Consider the following 17,406-nt stretch of genomic DNA (forward strand, 5'->3'; position numbering starts at 1 on the left):
TTTTCTAATTCCTCAGGCCGTCTTGTTTACATCATTGGCTACCGTTGCTGCCGCCCAGTCGAGCCAGGGAAGCAGGGCTTCCATGTCTGTCGACTCAACGGTCGCGCCACCCCAGATCCGAAGACCCGGAGGGGCATCACGGTAGGCGCCGATGTCATAGGCGACCCCCTTGTCGTCCAGCATGGCGGCAATGCGCTTGGCAGCCGCAGCCTGTGCTTCGGACGGCAGGCTGGTGAACCAGTCTGCCACGATCTTGAGGCAGATCGAGGTGCAGGAACGGGTGGCCGGATCAACAGCCAGAAAATCAACCCAGTCTGTCTTTTCAACCCAGGCGGAGACAGCTGCCAGGTTGGCTTCCGAACGGGCGATCAGGGCTTCAGCACCACCGATTTCCTCAGCCCATTTCAGCGAGTCCAGTGCGTCTTCGACACAGAGCATGGAAGGTGTGTTGATGGTCTCACCCTTGAAGACACCTTCGATCAGCTTGCCACTCTTGGTCAGGCGGAAGATCTTTGGCATCGGACGGTCCGGTGCGAAAGTTTCGAGCCGTTCAACAGCCCGCGGGCTGAGGATCAGCATGCCGTGGGCTGCTTCACCACCCAGCACTTTCTGCCAGGAATAGGTGACAACATCGAGCTTCTGCCAGGGCAGGTCCATGGCGAAGGCGGCTGATGTCGCGTCGCAGATGGTCAGACCTTCACGGTCATCGGCAATCCAGTCGGCGTTCGGAACGCGTACACCGGAGGTGGTGCCATTCCAGGTGAAGACGACATCACGGTTGGTATCAACCTGTGTGAGGTCCGGCAGTTCGCCATAACCGGCTTCGATGGTGCGGACGTCTTTCAGCTTGAGCTGTTTGACGACGTCGCTCACCCAGGCGGAGCCGAAGCTTTCCCAGGCAACCATGTCAACGCCACGGGCCCCAAGCAGGGACCAGAGCGCCAGTTCAACAGCGCCGGTGTCAGATGCCGGAACGATGCCGATACGGTAATCGTCGGGCAGGCCGAGCAGTTCATGAGAAAGGTCGATAACCTGTTTCAGCTTCGCCTTGCCGGGTTTGGCGCGGTGTGACCGGCCAAGCACGGCATCGCCGAGCGCAGCAAGGGTCCAGCCCGGGCGCTTTGCGCAGGGACCTGAAGAGAAATTCGGGTTATTCGGGGTCGTTGTCGGATGCACGAGTGCATCCTGATGCAGCGATGGCTGCACAGCAGGATCTGTGGTCATAAGTTTTCCTCTCACCATTACAGATGAGTCTCGCCCCGGTGGGGAGGCGTGGCCCGCTGAGAGCAATATGCGGGAGACCACTCCCCGTCAAATGAATCTTTTTCAGGGGCAGGAAAGGCCGGTTTATGTGTCGGTGTGTCCAGGGTGACTGAGATGTTTGTAGGGTTTTGCTATAAAATAAACATTGTTCAAAAAATATATTGTGGAACTGAACGATGTTCAGTAACGTATATGCGTACCAACATGAAAACGGAGAGCGATCATGTTTACGAAATTATTCAGAACGGCGGTGACGGCGGTAAGTCTCATTGCCCTGACGACACCGGTCATGGCGGATCCGCCTGCTCACGCCCCGGCACATGGCTGGCGTGCAAAGCATGACGGACAGCGTCACAAGCATAAGCAGCCGAAGCATTATCCGGCGCCGATTGATTATGATGCGGGCCATTGCGCCCAGACTGAAATCGGTGCGGTCCTTGGTGGTGTCGCCGGAGGTGTGCTGGGGTCGACCATCGGTAAGGGCGACGGCAATATCGCGGCGACAATCGGCGGTGTTGTGGTCGGTGTCCTACTGGGTGGCAGCATCGGCCAGACAATGGAGCAGCAGGACCAGTCCTGTGCAGGGCGTCTGCTGGCAACCGTGCCCGATGGTCGCAGCGCCGGATTTATCAATAAACGTGGCCATGAAACGGTCATCCGGCCACTTGATACCTTTGAGCGCGGGAACCGGACATGCCGCAGCTATACGGCGACCGCCGTTATTGACGGATCACCGGACACGATCTCGGGGATTGCCTGTCTTGACGACCGGGGTCGCTGGATTCGTGAAAGCTGATTTCTGACAAGGGCCTTCTCCCGGCCGGCGTTCTGCTGACCGGGAGAAGGGCCGATTTTCTCAGACCTGTCAGATCATCAGACGACCGGCGACATGCCGCCGTCGACATTGACGGCGCAGCCCGTGATGTAGCTGGCTGCATCCGACACGAGGAAACAGGCCATGCGGGCGAATTCATCCGACTCGCCAATGCGCCCGAGAGGGACACCGGATTCTTTCGCCATGGCGTCAAGGAACGACTGATAGCTGGTGCCGTCATTCTGGGCCCGCCAGCGTTTTGCCCATTGTTCGCTGTCGATCTTGCCGACCAGCAGGGCATTGACGAGCACGTTATGCGGCGCGCCTTCCTTTGACATGACCTTGGCCAGCGCCATGCCGGCGGCGCGGGTGACGGAGGTCGGCACGCTGCCTCCGGGCTGGGCCTTGGCGGCGGTCGAGACCACGTTGATCACCCGGCCCCATTTCCGCTCCATCATGCCGGGCATGTAGTGACGTCCGAACCGGATGGCGGCGAACAGCTTGAGGTCGAGGTCTTCCTGCCAGTCCTGGTCGGTAACTTCGAGGAACGAGCCGCGTCGTGACGATCCGGCATTGTTGATCAGGATATCGACATTGCCGAATTTCTGCTCAACATCCTTGTACAGCTGTGTCAGCTGGTCTGTGTCCGTGATGTCGCAGGGGAAGGCCATGGCGGCATCACCGATGGCGGCTGCGGCCTCATCAAGGTTCTCCTTCGACCGGGCAACCAGTGCGACCCGTGCACCGCTGGAGGCAAATCGTTCGGCCATCGCGCGGCCCAGTCCCTGACTGGCGCCGGTAATCAGCGCATTGCGCCCTTTAAGTGAAATTTCCATTCTGAGTTCCTTCCGGAATAAGTGGTTGATTTGTTACCATTAGGTCAGAGATTGTGGCGTTCAGAAAGAGAAACAAGCCATGTTCACAAGCGATTATAAGGAACAGCCCTGGTGGTGGGACCGGACACCCCCGCCAGTCCGGACTGAGCAGACACTGTCGGAACGGGCGGATGTTCTTGTTATCGGGGCAGGCTATACCGGGTTGCATGCCGCCATTCAGACAGCACGTGGTGGCCGCCATACGGTGGTTGTGGATGCGGAACATGCGGGCTGGGGCGCGAGTTCCCGCAATGGCGGGCAGATCAGCCGCAGCGTAAAACCGGATTTTGAGAGTCTGAGCCGCAAACACGGCCGGGAGACGGCCTTCGCCATTCATCGGGAAGGCGAGAATTCCATAGATTACACTGAGGATTTTATCGGCAGGGAAGGGATCTCCTGCGATTTCGGCCGGGTCGGACGGTTCCATGCCGCACATAACCCGGCCCGGTTTCGCAGGCTGGTACAGCGGGTGGAGAAACCGGTGCCCGGCCTTGAGGACGGGTCCTACATCATTCCAAAGTCGGAACAGCATTCGGAACTCGGCACCGATCTTTATTTTGGCGGCGCGGTTTCGCCCAACAATGCCTGTCTTGACCCGGCAGCCTATCATCGGGGTGTTCTGACCACGGCGCTGGCCGCAGGGGTGAAGGTTATCTCTCACTGTCCGGCGCTGGATATCCGGCGGGAAGCGTCAGGCTTTACCGTGAAAACGGCGAGGGGGCTTATTCAGGCGAACCGGGTGGTTATCGCGACCAACGGTTATACCGGTGCCCTTACCCCCTGGCATCGCCGTCGCGTCATCCCGATCGGCAGCTACATCATCGCCACTGAACCGCTCGACAAGGCGGTGATGGATCGTCTGATGCCGACGAACCGGGTCATCAGCGATACCCGCAAGGTGGTCTATTATTACCGTCCCAGCCCGGACCGCCGCCGCATCATCTTCGGCGGTCGTGTCTCCATCGGCGAAACCAACCCCCGTCTCAGCGCACCCCGGCTGCACAAGTCTCTCACGGCGATCTTCCCGGAACTGTCGGCGGTCAGGATCAGCCATTCCTGGATGGGATTCGTCGCCTACAGCTTTGATGAACTGATGCATATCGGTGAAGATGACGGCCTGCATTATGCCATGGGCTATTGCGGCTCCGGGGTTGGCATGTCCGGCTATCTCGGCATGCGTGTCGGCCAGCAGGTGCTGGGCCTGAAAGAAGGCAGGACGGCCTTCGACAACCTCCCCTTCCAGACCCGCCCCTTCTACACCGGCAAACCCTGGTTCCTTGCCCCGTCGCTGCTCTATTACAAGCTGATGGACAGCCTGAATATCTGACCAGCGGACAGGCCGGTTTCCTCCGACTTTCACATTCTGAAGCTGTTTCAGGATCCCTGCCGATGGCTTCGGCGGGAAAGGAGGCCTGGGATGATGGCGGAGAATGACCTGATATCCTCTGCCCTCCGGTTTTCCTGTCGCTCGCCGGTGCTTTGTCGCAAACTGCGGGGATGGAGAGAGAAAGCTTCCCAAATGCGGCGCCGGGCCGTCACTGGCATGCCCTGGAAGACGGGCGGGTGCAGTGTGATGTCTGCCCGCGGTTCTGCAAATTGCGGGACGGGCAGCGGGGGCTGTGTTTTGTGCGGGCGAATGATGGCGGGCGCATTGTGCTGACGACGCAGGGGCGGTCGTCCGGGTTCTGTGTCGATCCGATTGAGAAGAAACCGCTGAACCATTTCCTGCCGGGAACGCCGGTGCTGTCTTTCGGCACAGCAGGCTGCAACCTGACCTGCAAGTTCTGCCAGAATTACGACATCTCGAAATCGCGGGAATTGGACAAGTTGCAGGATCAGGCGTCGCCGGAGGCAATTGCCATGGCGGCGGTCTCCAAGGGCTGCCGGTCGGTCGCCTATACCTACAATGATCCGACGATCTTCATGGAATATGCCATCGACGTTGCGCAGGCCTGCCGCGAGCAGGGGGTCAAGTCGGTGGCGGTGACGGCGGGCTATATCGGTGATGCGGCGCGGGCTGAGTTTTACTCTAATCTGGATGCGGCGAATGTCGATCTGAAAGCCTTCACCGAACGGTTCTACCGGGATATCTGCTCCAGCCAGCTGGAGCCGGTGAAGGAATCGCTGATCTATTTGAAGCACGAAACCAATGTCTGGTTTGAGATCACGACACTGCTGATCCCGGATGAGAATGACAGCGAAGCCGAGATCGAGGAACTGACGCAATGGGTGGTCGAGGCGCTGGGTGTTGATGTGCCGGTCCATTTCTCAGCCTTCCATCCGGACTGGAAGATGCTGGATAAGCCGCGCACGCCGCCGGAGACTCTGTTCCGGGCACGGCGGATCGCCCAGAAGAATGGCATCCGCTATGCCTATTGCGGCAATGTGCATGACTACAATTCCGGCACCACCTACTGCCACGGTTGCGGCACGCCGCTGATCGGCCGGGACTGGTACGAGCTGTCGATCTGGAACCTGACCCATGATGGCCATTGCCGGACCTGTGGCACGGCCTGCGCGGGTGTGTTTGATGGTGAACCCGGTGACTGGGGCCGCAAGCGGCAGCGTGTGGTGATGCGCGAATACGCGGCCTGAGATTGTCTTGTGCCGGGGATATGCTAGAAGCGCCCGGAATTCCTCAGACGGTGGCGCGTTGAACGCACGATGAAAAACACGATCCTCTGGATATTGAAACTTGGCCTGTCCGGCCTGCTGATCTGGTTTCTGCTCGACAGCGTGGACGCGGACGCGGTGCTGGAGCGTGTGCAGGGGATGGATATGGGCATCGCCGCAGTCGGCCTGGCGCTGCTCATCGTTCAGGTCGGGGTCACGATGGTCCGCTGGCAGGTTGCCCTGCGCGGCATTGATGGCTGGCTGAACCACAGCGATGCTTTTCGTTACATCTATATGGGGATTTTCTTCAGTCAGACCCTGCCATCTTCGGTCGGTGGCGATGCGGTGCGCATGTACAAGGGCTACAGGCGCGGGCTGACCCTGTCACAGTCCATCAACGGGGTGATGCTGGACCGGGTGGCGACGGTGCTGGCGCTGGCCTTTCTGGTGGCGGTGATGACCCCCTTCATCTGGAACCGGACCGGTGATATGGCGCTGGTGCTGCCGTTTCTGGCCATTGCTCTCGGTGGTGTCGCCGGGCTGTGCCTGCTGATGCTGCTCGACCGACTGCCCGCCGCCTTGCAGAAATGGCGTGTTGTGCGGGGGCTGGGGCAACTGGCGACCGATACAAGACGGCTGTTTCTGACCCCACGCTATGCATTGCCGTTGCTGGTGGTCTCCGTCATCGGGCATATCAACGTCTCTGCCGCCGTTTATTTCTTTGCAAAGGCAATGGGACTGCACGGGATCGGACTGGCGGATTGCATTGCCCTGTTCCCGCCGGTGCTGCTGCTGACCACCATCCCGATTTCAGTTGCGGGATGGGGGGTTCGGGAAGCGGCGATGGTTGCCGCCTTCGCCTTCATTGGCGTAGCTGATGCAGATGCCTTCTCGCTGTCACTGATCTTCGGGGTTGCGGTGGTTGTCTCCAGCCTGCCCGGCGGGCTGATTTTTCTGTTGAGCAATGACCGCAATATCAAGGAACTGCCGTCTGCGCCGGTCAGCGATCCTCAATCCGGCGCTTGAAGTCCAGCATCAGCATTTCATAAAGGCTTTCCTTCAGAATGGCGTCTTCGATGCCCCGGTCGATGTTCGGGTTGTCATTCACTTCAATGACGAAGGCACCGCGGCTGTTCTGTTTCATGTCGACACCATAGAGGCCGTCGCCGATCAGGTTGGCGGCGCGTAACGCGGCATCCACCACGTCGGCTGGCGCTTCCTCAATCGGCACGGTGCGGGAATCGCCCGAGGATGTCTTGCCGCCTTCCGCATGTTTGTAGATCTGCCAGTGACTGCGCGACATGAAATATTGCGCGGCATAGATCGGCTTGCGGTTCAGGATGCCGATGCGCCAGTCGAATTCCGTATACATGAATTCCTGCGCCAGGATGACATCAGAGCTTTTGAACAGCTTGCGGGAATAGCTTTGCAGCTCTTCCTTGTTCTCGGCCTTGTGGACGCCGCGTGAGAACGACCCATCGGGAATTTTCAGGACCATCGGAAAGCCCAGACCATCCACCACCTTGTTCAGATGTTCACGGTCCACGATCATCGTTTTCGGAGCAGGGATGTTGTTCTTTGACAGCAGTTCAGCCAGATAAACCTTGTTGGTGCAGCGCAGGATTGAGGTCGGATCATCAATCACCGGCATGCCCTCGGCCTCGGCCTTCTTGGCAAAACGGAAGGTGTGGTCCTTGATCGACGTGGTCTCGCGAATGAACAGCGCGTCATATTCAGCGAGTTTCAGGAAATCCTTCCGGGTGATCAGATCAACATCGATATTGTTGGCCGCGCCCACTTTCTCGAACAATTTCAGGGCACCCGCATTCGACGGTGGCATCTGTTCTTCATGGTTGACCAGAATGGCGAGGCTGTAGCGCAGGGCCCGTTTTCGTTTCGGTGTTTGCCAACTGACCCGGGAATGGCTTTCCAGCGCCTTCTGGAAAAAGTCGAACTCTTCCGGCGACAGCTGTTTCGGCGCAATCATCTCCAGTGACTTGATGCGCCAGATGGTTTCTTTCTGTACCGAGACACGCAGCAGAGGGCAGCGGAACCGGTCATAGATCAGGCGGGCGAGATTGCGGAACCCGGTGGCCGAGACGCTGCCGAAGCAGAGTGTCAGGGTGAAGCTGGCTTTCGGCGGATTGGCGATACGGGCGATATCCTTGTTCAGGATAGCATCCAGTTCCGGCAGGACCATTTCATAGAGCGACTTGCGGGACAGATCGAGAATGGTTTCGACTGACGGAATGACCCGTTCGCCACGGGCTTCAGCCAGCAGCGAACAATAATAGCCGATGCTCATATAGGAGCAGTCATCCGCCAGGTTGATGACCCGTTGGGGCATCGGTCCGGCAGAACCGTCGGCTGCGATGAAGTCGGCGGCGGTCTGGACCATGCCGAAGTCTCTGGCCCAGTCGAGGTCGGTTTTTTTCTCAATGACAATGACCTGATTACGCATAACGCATCACTTCCTTCGAGAGATGAGGACAGCGGCACTGAGCCGGTCCTTGCCATAGTTCACCATGCGGTCGAGTTCCGAATCTGCCACCGGCAGGTTCATGCAGTCCGTCTCAAATCGATTTTCCGGCGGGTCCGGTTCCGGGTCGTGAATATAGATGAAATGATCGTCTGCTGCGGTCACCGTGACCCAGTGGGGGGCACGGCTGCCGGTCAGGCGATAATGACTGATCAGTACCACCGGTGTCTTGCCGTCGTCCAGTGCAGCGCGCAGGTCGGACGATGTGGCGGTGGTGGTTTTTACCGGTATCCGGGCGGCATTCACCTTGCGACGGAAATCCTGCTGGACCAGCCGGACAACTTCTTTCTTTTCCGGCTCACGAACCGAGGAGGTAAAGATGTCATCCCCCTTTGTATTGATGAGAATCTCAGCATCAAAACCGCGGGCATGGGCAGCAAGTGCCAGTCCGTCTGCGCTACAGCCACCATGTCCGCCGGTCATATAGACTGTTGTCGACTCCCGCCAGATATCCAGTTCTGTGCTGCGGTCTGCGGCAAGATCCGGCTGCTGTGCCTTCATGGCCATGATCAGGCTGGCCGGGCCGCAGGTGAAAGGCAGGGTCTGGGCGTAATAGGGAGCTTTCGAGCGGGCGAAGTTCGCCCCGCCGGACAGGGCTTTTTCCATCCGGAATGCGGGGGCGCCATCCTCGTAATAATCGGCGACGGTGCCGAGGTCGCGGTAGTGGCTGTTACGATAGAGGTTCAGCGCAGCCGTTGAGTCAGGCCGGACTTCAAGCCGCATGAAGGAGCAGCCCTGATCAAGGGCGCGGGCTTCTGCCTGTTGCAGCAGGCGCTTTCCGATCTGGTGTCCGCGGGCTTCTGCATCGACGGCAAGGGAGTACAGGCGGGCCAGCGGTGTGGAGCGGTGCAGCAGGACCACGGCACTGCCCACGATCCGGTTTTCCAGAACAGCTTTCAGAATAAAGGCATGGCCGTGTGTCAGCAGATGCTGGAAGCTGCGGCGTGACAGCCGGTCAAGCTGGAAGCAGCGGTTTTCAAGATCAACCAGTTGCTGCAGGTCGTCCGGCAGCGCCTGATCAATAACGAGGCCGGTCATTCCGGATTCCGTCGCTTGGGGGTTGAGGCAACGTCAAAGGCTATGGCCTGCAGCAGCATCTGGAACCCGAGTATAAGCGGAATGATGACCACCATGATGGTGCCAAGCGGGCGGGCAATTCCGGTCTGGCTGGAATCAATCCACTGATAGATCCCGAACAGGAAGCTGAACAGCAGCAGAGGCACGCTGACCATCAGATAGACCGATGCCATGTTGAAGTCATAGATGAAATAACGAAGGAAAAGCCGGCGCAACAGACCACGCAGAATTTTGCCCGGAAATTCGAGCATCGTTTTCGGGATGTTCAGTGATGAATTTTCATCTGCGTAGCGCGCTTCCATCTGAACATCGACAACAACAGCACTGACGGTTCCCAGTCGGATCAGCAGGTCGGATTCAAAGAAATAGCGGCGATCCAGCCTGTCGAGTTCCAGTTTCTCCAGCGCCCGGGCATGGATTGCCGTATATCCGTTGGTCGGGTCCAGCATGGTCCAGTAGCCACTGGCTGCCTTCAGCAGGAACGAGAGACCGGAATTTCCAAGCAGCCGGACGGTCGGCATCCGCTTCAAGGTTCGGAAATCTGCAAACCGGTTGCCCTTGGCATAGTCGGCTTCGCCACTCATCACGGGTCCGGCGATCTTGTGCAGGATGGCCGGGTCCATCTGCCCGTCCCCGTCAATCTTGACCATTACATCCGCACCCAGTTCAAGTGCCTTGCGGTACCCGGATACAACGGCCCCGCCAACGCCCTGATTTTCCGTGTGGCGGACAAGGTGAAGTCGCTTGTTGTCCAGCGCGGCAACGATATTCCCGGAGCCTTCCGGGCAGGCGTCATCGACGACAACAATATGGGCAACCTCTGGCGGTATGTCGGCAATGACCGCAGCAACCTTGGCGGCAACCCGATAGGCCGGAATGATAACAGCCAGAACAGGAGGGGCTGCGGCGTCGCTCAATGCTTGAACTCCGTCGGGCTGTTATAGCCGGGGTAGGGCCATGATTTGAGAATCTGCCAGCCCGTATCGCTGCGCTTCAGAAGATGTGAAGCCCTGCGGTCAAGCTTCAGTCCGGTGAAGCTGTCCACGTCATCGGTGATGGTATGGACAAAAAGATGCGTTGGCTGAAAACGTTCCTGATACAGGGTCATGTATTTGGCCGGTGCATTGCGGACATGGATATAGCCACCAACCTCGGCAGCGCCGATCAGATCATAGTTCACAACGAGACCATAGAAGATGGTCATCTCCGGGTCGACCGGCATCAGCCGGGCACCGGCCGGAAGCAGGGTGCGCATTTCCTGCGTGATGCTCCGGATATAGTCTTTTACCGGATGATGATCGAACCGGATCTTGCCACTCAGGCCAAACGGCAGGGCAATGATCAGCGCAGTCGCGACAATGGCTGCGATGGTTCGCCCGGCCGCGGCAAAACGGTCTGCAGCCCAGCTGCCTGCCAGCCAGGCGACAGGCAGGGCGGCAAGACCGAACAGATGCATGTTATAGCGCCAGAAGGAGGCCGCGCTCCGGGCTTCGTTCTCACCAAACGCCATGAGATACATCATGAACAGGAAGCAATTGTAGCCAAGGAAAGTCAGGCCACAAATCAGTGCCAGCCGGTCAAGCGGCGACTGACGGCGGATCAGCCCCCGAAGTCCAAGGAACAGGATCAGCAGCATGAGGCCGAAATAAACGCCCTTCTTCAGGGCGATATCAAACATGCGGGCGAGAATTTCCGGTGCCAGATGAAACACCCACCGTTCCTCATCCGTGATCGTGAATTCAGCAGCTCCGGTCAGGTAGAGGTCGATATAAACCCGCCAGGTAATGAACACGGCGAGAGCGGGGATGACCATGAACAGAAGAATTCGCAGCAATGACCTGATGCGAAGATTCGGGGTGATGACACCCGTTGCAATCACGGCAATTGTGAGGATGACGAACAGAACGAAGTTCGCCTGTTTCAGGGCAACGACGGCTGCCATGACCCAGCCGTACTGGATGGCCGGGGCGATGGCTCGGGTGGTGGCACCGCGCTCCAGCGCCTCGATAGCCCGCCAGCCACAGGCGGCGGCTGTGCCCAGTAACAGCGCCGTCGCCGCGTCGGCATAGGACGAGAACAGGATTTTCTGGACCGGAAAGGTCAGCATGCCGGCAATCAGCGCAATTGCGGCGACGCCCCAGCCACGGCTTTCAGGACGCGTCGGCCGGTCCGCAAGCTCGGCAATGCGCAACAGAACCAGACCGAAAGCCCCGAGCAGAAATGTGTTCAGCAGGATTGTCGTATTTTCACCAAACTGCCGGGATATCAGACTGACGAGAAGCGTCAGATCAGCAAGGCCATATGGATAGGCCGGATAGCTGGCCCTGCTGGTCGGCAGCCCGTCTCTCGGGAAGCTGTCATGTTCAAACAAATAGAATGAACTGTGAAGCCAGTGAGAAAATTCATCCCATTGTGACGCCTGCATGCCGGCAAGCAGCAAAAGCAGCGGCAGCAGCAGAATGATCGCCTTGCCTGATCCCGGGCCGCCGACCAGTTCGCCTGCGAATGTACGCCAGGTCAGGCCGATAAGGCCGGCTGCAAGAATGACATAGCCGATCCAGCTGAGAGGCAGGAAAGACAGCGCTCCGATCAGGGTCATGGTGGTGATGGCAACCCCGATGCCGGTCATCAGATCGGCTTCATTGAAGCGCCAGCGGCCCGTTGCGACGGCGCCAAGTCCACTGAGTACAAGCACCGTCAGCAATACGGCACAGGCATTGAGCGCCTGTAACAGCGTCGGGGTGAACAGGTCTAGGGTTTCTGTCATTTCCGTATCCACAGCGGTCCTGCAAGCGGAATACGCCTTCAAGACGGCAACCTCAAGAGGTGGTATGTCAGGAATTCATAAGCACTCACTTGCAATTTCGTGCTGTCGGGCGACATTTACAGTCAGCTTTTCGACGCAGACATCCGTCATGCGTCCATCCACCCCGAGTTGGAGGTCTTTATGCAGATCACGTTCACCAAGCCCGCCGCCCCGAAATCCGGTGTGGCCGTTGCCTTTGCGTTTGCCGGACGGAAGCTTGCCGGCCTTGCGGCCACCCTGGACGAGGCGACAGGTGGCAGTATTACCCGTGCAATGGAGGCTTCCCGCTTTGAGGGTAAAGCCGGAAAGTCGCTGACACTGATCACACCGGCGGGTCTGCCGATTGATCGGCTGGTTCTGGTCGGACTGGGAGAGCCCGGGAAGCTGGACGAACTGGGCGCACAGAAAGCAGGAGGCATTGCCTGGGCTCAGGTCGCCGGGGTTAAGGCAAAGTCAGCCCTCATCATTGCGGATGTCACCCCCGAAGGTGAGTTTTCTGCCGGCGATTTTGCCGCAAATGTTGCTTATGGTTCTGCATTGCGTTCCTACCGGTTTGATAAATACCGGACCAAGGAGAAGGCAGAAGACAAGCCGCAGATCACCAAGCTGTCGATTGCGACAGATGCTGCCTCGGCGGCCAAGAAAGCCTATGCGACTCTGGAAGCGGTTGTTGAGGGCGTCTTCTTTACACGTGATCTGGTTTCCGAGCCGCCCAATGTTCTCTATCCGGAAAGCTATGCCAAATTGCTGCAGGGCCTGAAAGATGATGGCCTTGAAGTTGAGGTGCTCGGCGAAAAGCAGATGGAAAAGCTCGGCATGGGCGCCCTGCTTGGCGTTGGTCAGGGGTCTGTCCGCGAGAGCAAGCTTGTGATCATGAAATGGAATGGTGGCGGCAAGAAAGACAAGCCACTGGCTTTCGTCGGCAAGGGCGTCTGCTTTGATACCGGCGGCATTTCGATCAAGCCGGCTGCCGGCATGGAAGACATGAAGTGGGATATGGGCGGCTCTGCCGTCGTCTCCGGTCTGATGAAAGCACTGGCGAAGCGCAAGGCGAAGGTCAATGCGGTTGGTGTTGTCGGTCTGGTTGAAAATATGCCGGACGGGAATGCCCAGCGTCCGGGGGATGTGGTCAACACCATGTCCGGCCAGACAGTCGAGATCATCAACACGGATGCGGAAGGCCGTCTCGTTCTCTGTGACGCACTCTGGTACACGAATGACCGCTTCAAACCGCAGTTCATGGTCGATCTGGCCACACTGACGGGGGCGATCATCATTTCCCTCGGGCATGAGCATGCCGGTCTGTTCTCAAACGACGATGATCTGTCCGAGAAACTGACAGCGGCTGGAAAATCCGTGCATGAACGTCTGTGGCGTCTGCCGATGGGAGAGGATTATGACCGTCAGCTGAAGTCGGATATCGCTGATATGAAACATACCGGCACCCGCGCCGGGGGCAGCATTACAGCCGCCCAGTTCCTTCAGCGCTTCGTAAAGGATACGCCCTGGGCGCATCTGGATATTGCCGGGGTCACCTGGTCGAAATCCGACGAGCCGACTGTACCGAAAGGCGGTACAGCCTTTGGTGTGCGGTTGCTTGACCGTTTCGTGGCTGACAATTACGAGAAGTGAGAATAACCCGGGTAAAGCGAGGGCAGGGTGACTGAAATCAGCTTTTACCACTTGCAGAAGTGGCCGCTGGAGGACGCTCTGCCCAAGCTGCTGGAGAAAGTCTCCTCTAGCGGCATGCGGGCGGTCATAATGGCGGGGTCGACCGAGCGGGTGGAGCATATCTCTGCCCGGCTCTGGACCTACAAGCCGGAAAGCTGGCTGCCGCACGGCAGCCCTGCCGATGGCCGGCCAGCCGATCAGCCGGTCTGGATTACCACGGAAGACGAAAATCCCAACGGTTCGGACGTTCTTGTTCTGACTGATGGCACAACATCCTCCCGTACCGGCAGCTTTGCCCGGGTGCTGGAAATGTTCGATGGAAATGATCCGGAAGCCGTTCAGGCTGCCCGTGAGCACTGGAAGGTCTACAAGGCAGATGGCCACTCAGTGACCTATTGGAAACAGACCGACCGCGGCGGATGGGAAAAGGCGGGCTGACCCCGTCTTCTGATACCGCTGCTCTGATCTTAGTGCGGCTCTGTAGTGTCGGGAGGGAATGTTTTTCAGTTCAGAAGTGAATTAACACGGTCAAGCAACCGATGCGCTTCGACAGGCTTGGAGACATAGGCATCACAGCCCGCGTCGTAAATATCTTCATAGTCGCCGCTGGTGTCTCTGGCCGTCACGGCCAGAATTGGGATGTGAGTGATCGCGGGATCAGCCCTGACCAGTTTGACGGCTTCGAACCCGTTCATCACCGGCATGACGATGTCCATGATGACAAGGTCTATTCCGGCAGTGTTCCGGAGCGCCTCGACACCATCCTGACCGTTTTTTGCAACGATCAGGGTATGACCATCGCTCTCTAATATCCCTTTGATGATGAGGCGTGTGAATTCATTGTCATCAACCAATAGTATCTTTGCCATAAGGACGTTCCGGATTTCCGTGCATGTTGCTGGTAGGGCTAAAACTTTCCGACCATAGACGGCAGGTCTGATGGTTGAAAAGTACTTAGGCCATATCTTTGCAGAGGGGCGCTGACAGCCTGCACCCGGTATTTGTTTTGTCAGCAAAACGGTCACCTCAATTATCGGGCTTAACATCTTCAAAATACGACAAAACAGAAGCCGGGGCTGGACGAAACAGCAAGAACAGGAAATGCTTGGCGGTGTGGGAAGGAGTTGGTTTGATGCCAGGAGCGGGTCACAGGAGCAGGTTGCTTTCAGGCTTCCGATTGCCGGGTATGTTCGCTTGTCTGATGATAGCGACATTAACCTCTGCGTTTGCCCAGTCTGAAACCACGATCAACTGGTATAAGCCTGAATTCCCGCCGCTGAGCATCGTCAACGGACCTCATGCGGGGAAAGGCTATTCGGACCGTATTGAAGCCTATCTGATCCGCAAGCTTGATAGCTATCAGCACAGGGTTACGGTGGCACCCTTCAAGCGCACCCTCCGCGACATGAAAAAAGGCGATAATGCCTGTTCGGTGACTCTGCTCAAAAACAAGGAACGGGAAGCTTTTATCGCTTTTACCCGGCCGGCGCGGCTGCTGTTGCCGAACAGTCTGATCATCCGCGCAAACGAACAGCCCAGTCTGGCACCGTACAGGGACGCGTCTGGAAAGGTCTCCGTCGATGCATTGATTTCCGATGGTAAACTGCGTCTGGGTTATTCTGACGGACGTTCCTATACCAAGCCACTGGACAGCCTGATTGCGAAACACAGAAATCGTGTAAACATGATCGAACGACACGGCAAGGAAGGCCCTAAAGGGTTACTTTCTATGCTGGTAAAGGGTCATATTGACGCGATGTTTGCGCAGCCCGTTGAAGCGCAGTTTCATGGTCGCGAGATGGGGATAAGTGACCAGATCGCTGTGCTGTCTCTGGCCGAAATCAAGGATTATACAATCGGTTATATTGGCTGCTCCCGAACCCCGTGGGGGGAGGAGGTGGTTGCCAGGATCAACGATATTCTGGAAACAGCCGTTCGCACGGAAGAGTTCCGCTCTTTTTATGAAGGCTTTCTTGATACGGATTCGGTGACTCGTTATCGGGCGGTATATAACCGGTACTTCGGTTTGTAGGGATGTCTGATTTCGCCTCACCAGCGACCTCCCGGCTGCGATTGAAAAACAGTCTCTGGTTTCGCCAGACGGCCTATGCAATCACTGCGGGCCTTGTGATCGGGCTTTTTCTCAGCGCGATCACGATCATCATTGATCTTCGTGCCGAGCGTCAGGACCTCAATTCGAAGATTCTTCAGGTTATTGATTCAGTCAGCGAGCCGGCAGCCCAGGCTGTCTTCAATATCGACAATCAGCTGGCACGAACGGTTGTCGAAGGGCTGTATCGATATCAGGTCATCCGTGAGGTGGTCCTGATTGATGATCTCGGCCAGCCTCTGGCCAAGGTCTCTCGCCCGGGCGGCGATGATGTGCAGGGACGACTCGCCAACAAGCTGTTTGAAGACGAACTGTCCCTGTCTGTCGATATTTTTGCGATAAACAGTACCACCAAGATCGGACGGATCGATGTCGAGGTCGATGCCAGTCTTGTCGCGTCCCAGTTCTTCAAGCGTTCAGCGCTGACGCTGATCGGCGGACTGGTCCGTAATATTCTGCTCAGCATCTGTCTGCTGGCTTTGTTCTTTGTGACGCTGACGAAGCCACTGACCAAGCTGGCGCATGATATTTCTGAAATTGACCCTGAAAACCCCGACCGCCGGATATCTGTGTCTTCAAGGCTGGAGAAAAGTGAGCTCGGCGACATCACAAATGTTCTCAATGGCCTGCTTTCTTCACTGTCCAGAATTCAGAGAAGTCAGATTGAGACGCAATCGATCCTGCAGCAGCACCGGGATCATCTGGAAGAACTGGTTGAAGCGAGAACGGCCGAACTGGAGCAGCGTAATCAGGAATTGCGGCGGGAGGTGGAAATCCGTCAGGAGACTGAGGAAAGGCTGCGCCTGTCCCGCCAGGAAGCACTGGACGCCAGCCTCGCGAAGTCTGCATTTCTGGCAAATATGAGCCATGAACTCCGGTCTCCGCTGAATGCAATTATCGGGTTCAGTCAGCTGATGGACAATCGTACCTTCGGACCAATGGGGGACAGTCACTACGAGGCATATGCCAAGGATATTCTGGCAAGTGGCGAGCTGCTGTTATCACTGGTCAATGATCTGCTGGACCTCTCAAAGATCGAAGCCGGGGAATATGACCTGGAGGAACGACCGGTTTCTCTGGGGCAAATTCTGGGGTTTTGTTTCAACATTGTGGAACCACAGGCACGTGACAAACGACTGACCCTGCTGTTGCAGGATGATGATGTCGGCCAAATTGTCCTGATGGCTGACGACAGGGCGCTGAAACAGATCGCCCTGAACCTGTTGACCAACGCGGTTAAATTTACCCCGCAGGGCGGCAGGGTGGTGCTGAGTTATGGACTGAACGGCGGGGAAGCTCCGTTCTTTACGGTCAGTGACACCGGTATCGGCATGTCAGCAGATGATCGCGCAAGTGCCTTCCTGCCGTTCCGGCAGAGCAGCGACCCGCGGGTAACCTCCCAGACCGGCACTGGCCTGGGGTTAACTCTGACCCGGGAACTTGTCGAACTGCACGGCGGGAAAGTCCGGATCGACAGCACATTGGGCAAGGGTACGGAGGTGACCGTGAATCTGCCGGCGAAACGGATGGTCAGGAGCTGAAAAACCGGTTCTGGCCTTTATCATTTACGGTTACGGCCTGATGGCTGGTGGGGCAATATCCGGGGGCGTTGCCGGTTTAGTTATTCTGTTGCCCGGG

Annotated in this window: 15 protein-coding genes; 8 read left to right on the forward strand and 7 right to left on the reverse strand. The window is 57.6% G+C overall.

What is annotated here, in order from left to right:
- Positions 1-12: 12 nt before the first annotated feature.
- Entirely contained in the window at positions 13-1,224 is a 1,212-nt protein-coding gene (locus tag GH722_13265) for a phosphoserine transaminase (GenBank protein ID MRG72731.1), read from the reverse strand.
- Positions 1,225-1,486: 262 nt separating this feature from the next.
- Here GH722_13265 and GH722_13270 point away from each other — a divergent pair, with 262 nt between their 5' ends.
- Positions 1,487-2,059, forward strand: a complete 573-nt coding sequence (locus GH722_13270; GenBank protein MRG72732.1) for a glycine zipper 2TM domain-containing protein — start codon at positions 1,487-1,489, stop codon at positions 2,057-2,059.
- A gap of 77 nt (positions 2,060-2,136) precedes the next feature.
- On the opposite strand, the gene GH722_13275 is transcribed toward GH722_13270, so the two are convergent.
- Positions 2,137-2,913, reverse strand: coding sequence for an SDR family oxidoreductase (locus tag GH722_13275; protein ID MRG72733.1), 777 nt, complete (start codon positions 2,911-2,913; stop codon positions 2,137-2,139).
- Positions 2,914-2,992: 79 nt separating this feature from the next.
- Here GH722_13275 and GH722_13280 point away from each other — a divergent pair, with 79 nt between their 5' ends.
- From GH722_13280 to GH722_13290, 3 genes are all read left to right on the forward strand, one after another.
- Positions 2,993-4,279: an FAD-dependent oxidoreductase gene (locus tag GH722_13280; protein ID MRG72734.1), complete on the forward strand. Its 1,287-nt coding sequence runs from the start codon at positions 2,993-2,995 to the stop codon at positions 4,277-4,279.
- Between the two features lie 170 nt (positions 4,280-4,449).
- On the forward strand, positions 4,450-5,547 hold the full coding sequence (amrS, locus tag GH722_13285; GenBank protein ID MRG72735.1) for an AmmeMemoRadiSam system radical SAM enzyme: 1,098 nt from the start codon (positions 4,450-4,452) through the stop codon (positions 5,545-5,547).
- 69 nt (positions 5,548-5,616) lie between these two features.
- A complete protein-coding gene (locus GH722_13290; protein ID MRG72736.1) occupies positions 5,617-6,591 on the forward strand; it encodes a UPF0104 family protein in 975 nt (324 codons plus the stop codon).
- On the opposite strand, the gene GH722_13295 is transcribed toward GH722_13290, so the two are convergent.
- From GH722_13295 to GH722_13310, 4 genes are read right to left on the reverse strand one after another with little or no spacing between them, the layout of a single operon-like run.
- The gene (locus GH722_13295) at positions 6,566-8,026 is read right to left on the reverse strand and encodes a RimK family alpha-L-glutamate ligase (protein ID MRG72737.1); all 1,461 of its coding nucleotides are present in this window, start codon (positions 8,024-8,026) and stop codon (positions 6,566-6,568) included. The two genes, GH722_13290 and GH722_13295, sit on opposite strands and share 26 nt — an antisense overlap.
- A 6-nt stretch (positions 8,027-8,032) precedes the next feature.
- Entirely contained in the window at positions 8,033-9,142 is a 1,110-nt protein-coding gene (locus tag GH722_13300; GenBank protein MRG72738.1) for a GNAT family N-acetyltransferase, read from the reverse strand.
- Entirely contained in the window at positions 9,139-10,098 is a 960-nt protein-coding gene (locus GH722_13305) for a glycosyltransferase (GenBank protein MRG72739.1), read from the reverse strand. Before GH722_13305 ends, GH722_13300 begins: the two co-directional genes overlap by 4 nt.
- Positions 10,095-11,948: a hypothetical protein gene (locus GH722_13310; protein ID MRG72740.1), complete on the reverse strand. Its 1,854-nt coding sequence runs from the start codon at positions 11,946-11,948 to the stop codon at positions 10,095-10,097. Before GH722_13310 ends, GH722_13305 begins: the two co-directional genes overlap by 4 nt.
- A 180-nt stretch (positions 11,949-12,128) precedes the next feature.
- On the opposite strand from GH722_13310, the gene GH722_13315 reads away from it, so the two are divergent.
- Entirely contained in the window at positions 12,129-13,619 is a 1,491-nt protein-coding gene (locus tag GH722_13315; protein ID MRG72741.1) for a leucyl aminopeptidase, read from the forward strand.
- Between the two features lie 27 nt (positions 13,620-13,646).
- A complete protein-coding gene (locus GH722_13320) occupies positions 13,647-14,096 on the forward strand; it encodes a DNA polymerase III subunit chi (GenBank protein ID MRG72742.1) in 450 nt (149 codons plus the stop codon).
- A gap of 65 nt (positions 14,097-14,161) precedes the next feature.
- Here the strand turns inward: GH722_13320 and GH722_13325 are convergent, their stop codons facing one another.
- On the reverse strand, positions 14,162-14,872 hold the full coding sequence (locus tag GH722_13325; protein MRG72743.1) for a response regulator: 711 nt from the start codon (positions 14,870-14,872) through the stop codon (positions 14,162-14,164).
- Here GH722_13325 and GH722_13330 point away from each other — a divergent pair.
- Both GH722_13330 and GH722_13335 read left to right on the forward strand, forming a co-directional pair.
- The gene (locus GH722_13330) at positions 14,770-15,690 is read left to right on the forward strand and encodes a TIGR02285 family protein (protein ID MRG72744.1); all 921 of its coding nucleotides are present in this window, start codon (positions 14,770-14,772) and stop codon (positions 15,688-15,690) included. The genes GH722_13325 and GH722_13330 overlap by 103 nt on opposite strands.
- Positions 15,691-15,692: 2 nt before the next feature.
- A complete protein-coding gene (locus GH722_13335; protein ID MRG72745.1) occupies positions 15,693-17,309 on the forward strand; it encodes a hypothetical protein in 1,617 nt (538 codons plus the stop codon).
- Positions 17,310-17,406 lie beyond the last annotated feature (97 nt).

The organism is Alphaproteobacteria bacterium HT1-32 (genome assembly GCA_009649675.1).
In the GTDB taxonomy this organism is placed as follows: domain Bacteria; phylum Pseudomonadota; class Alphaproteobacteria; order Rhodospirillales; family HT1-32; genus HT1-32.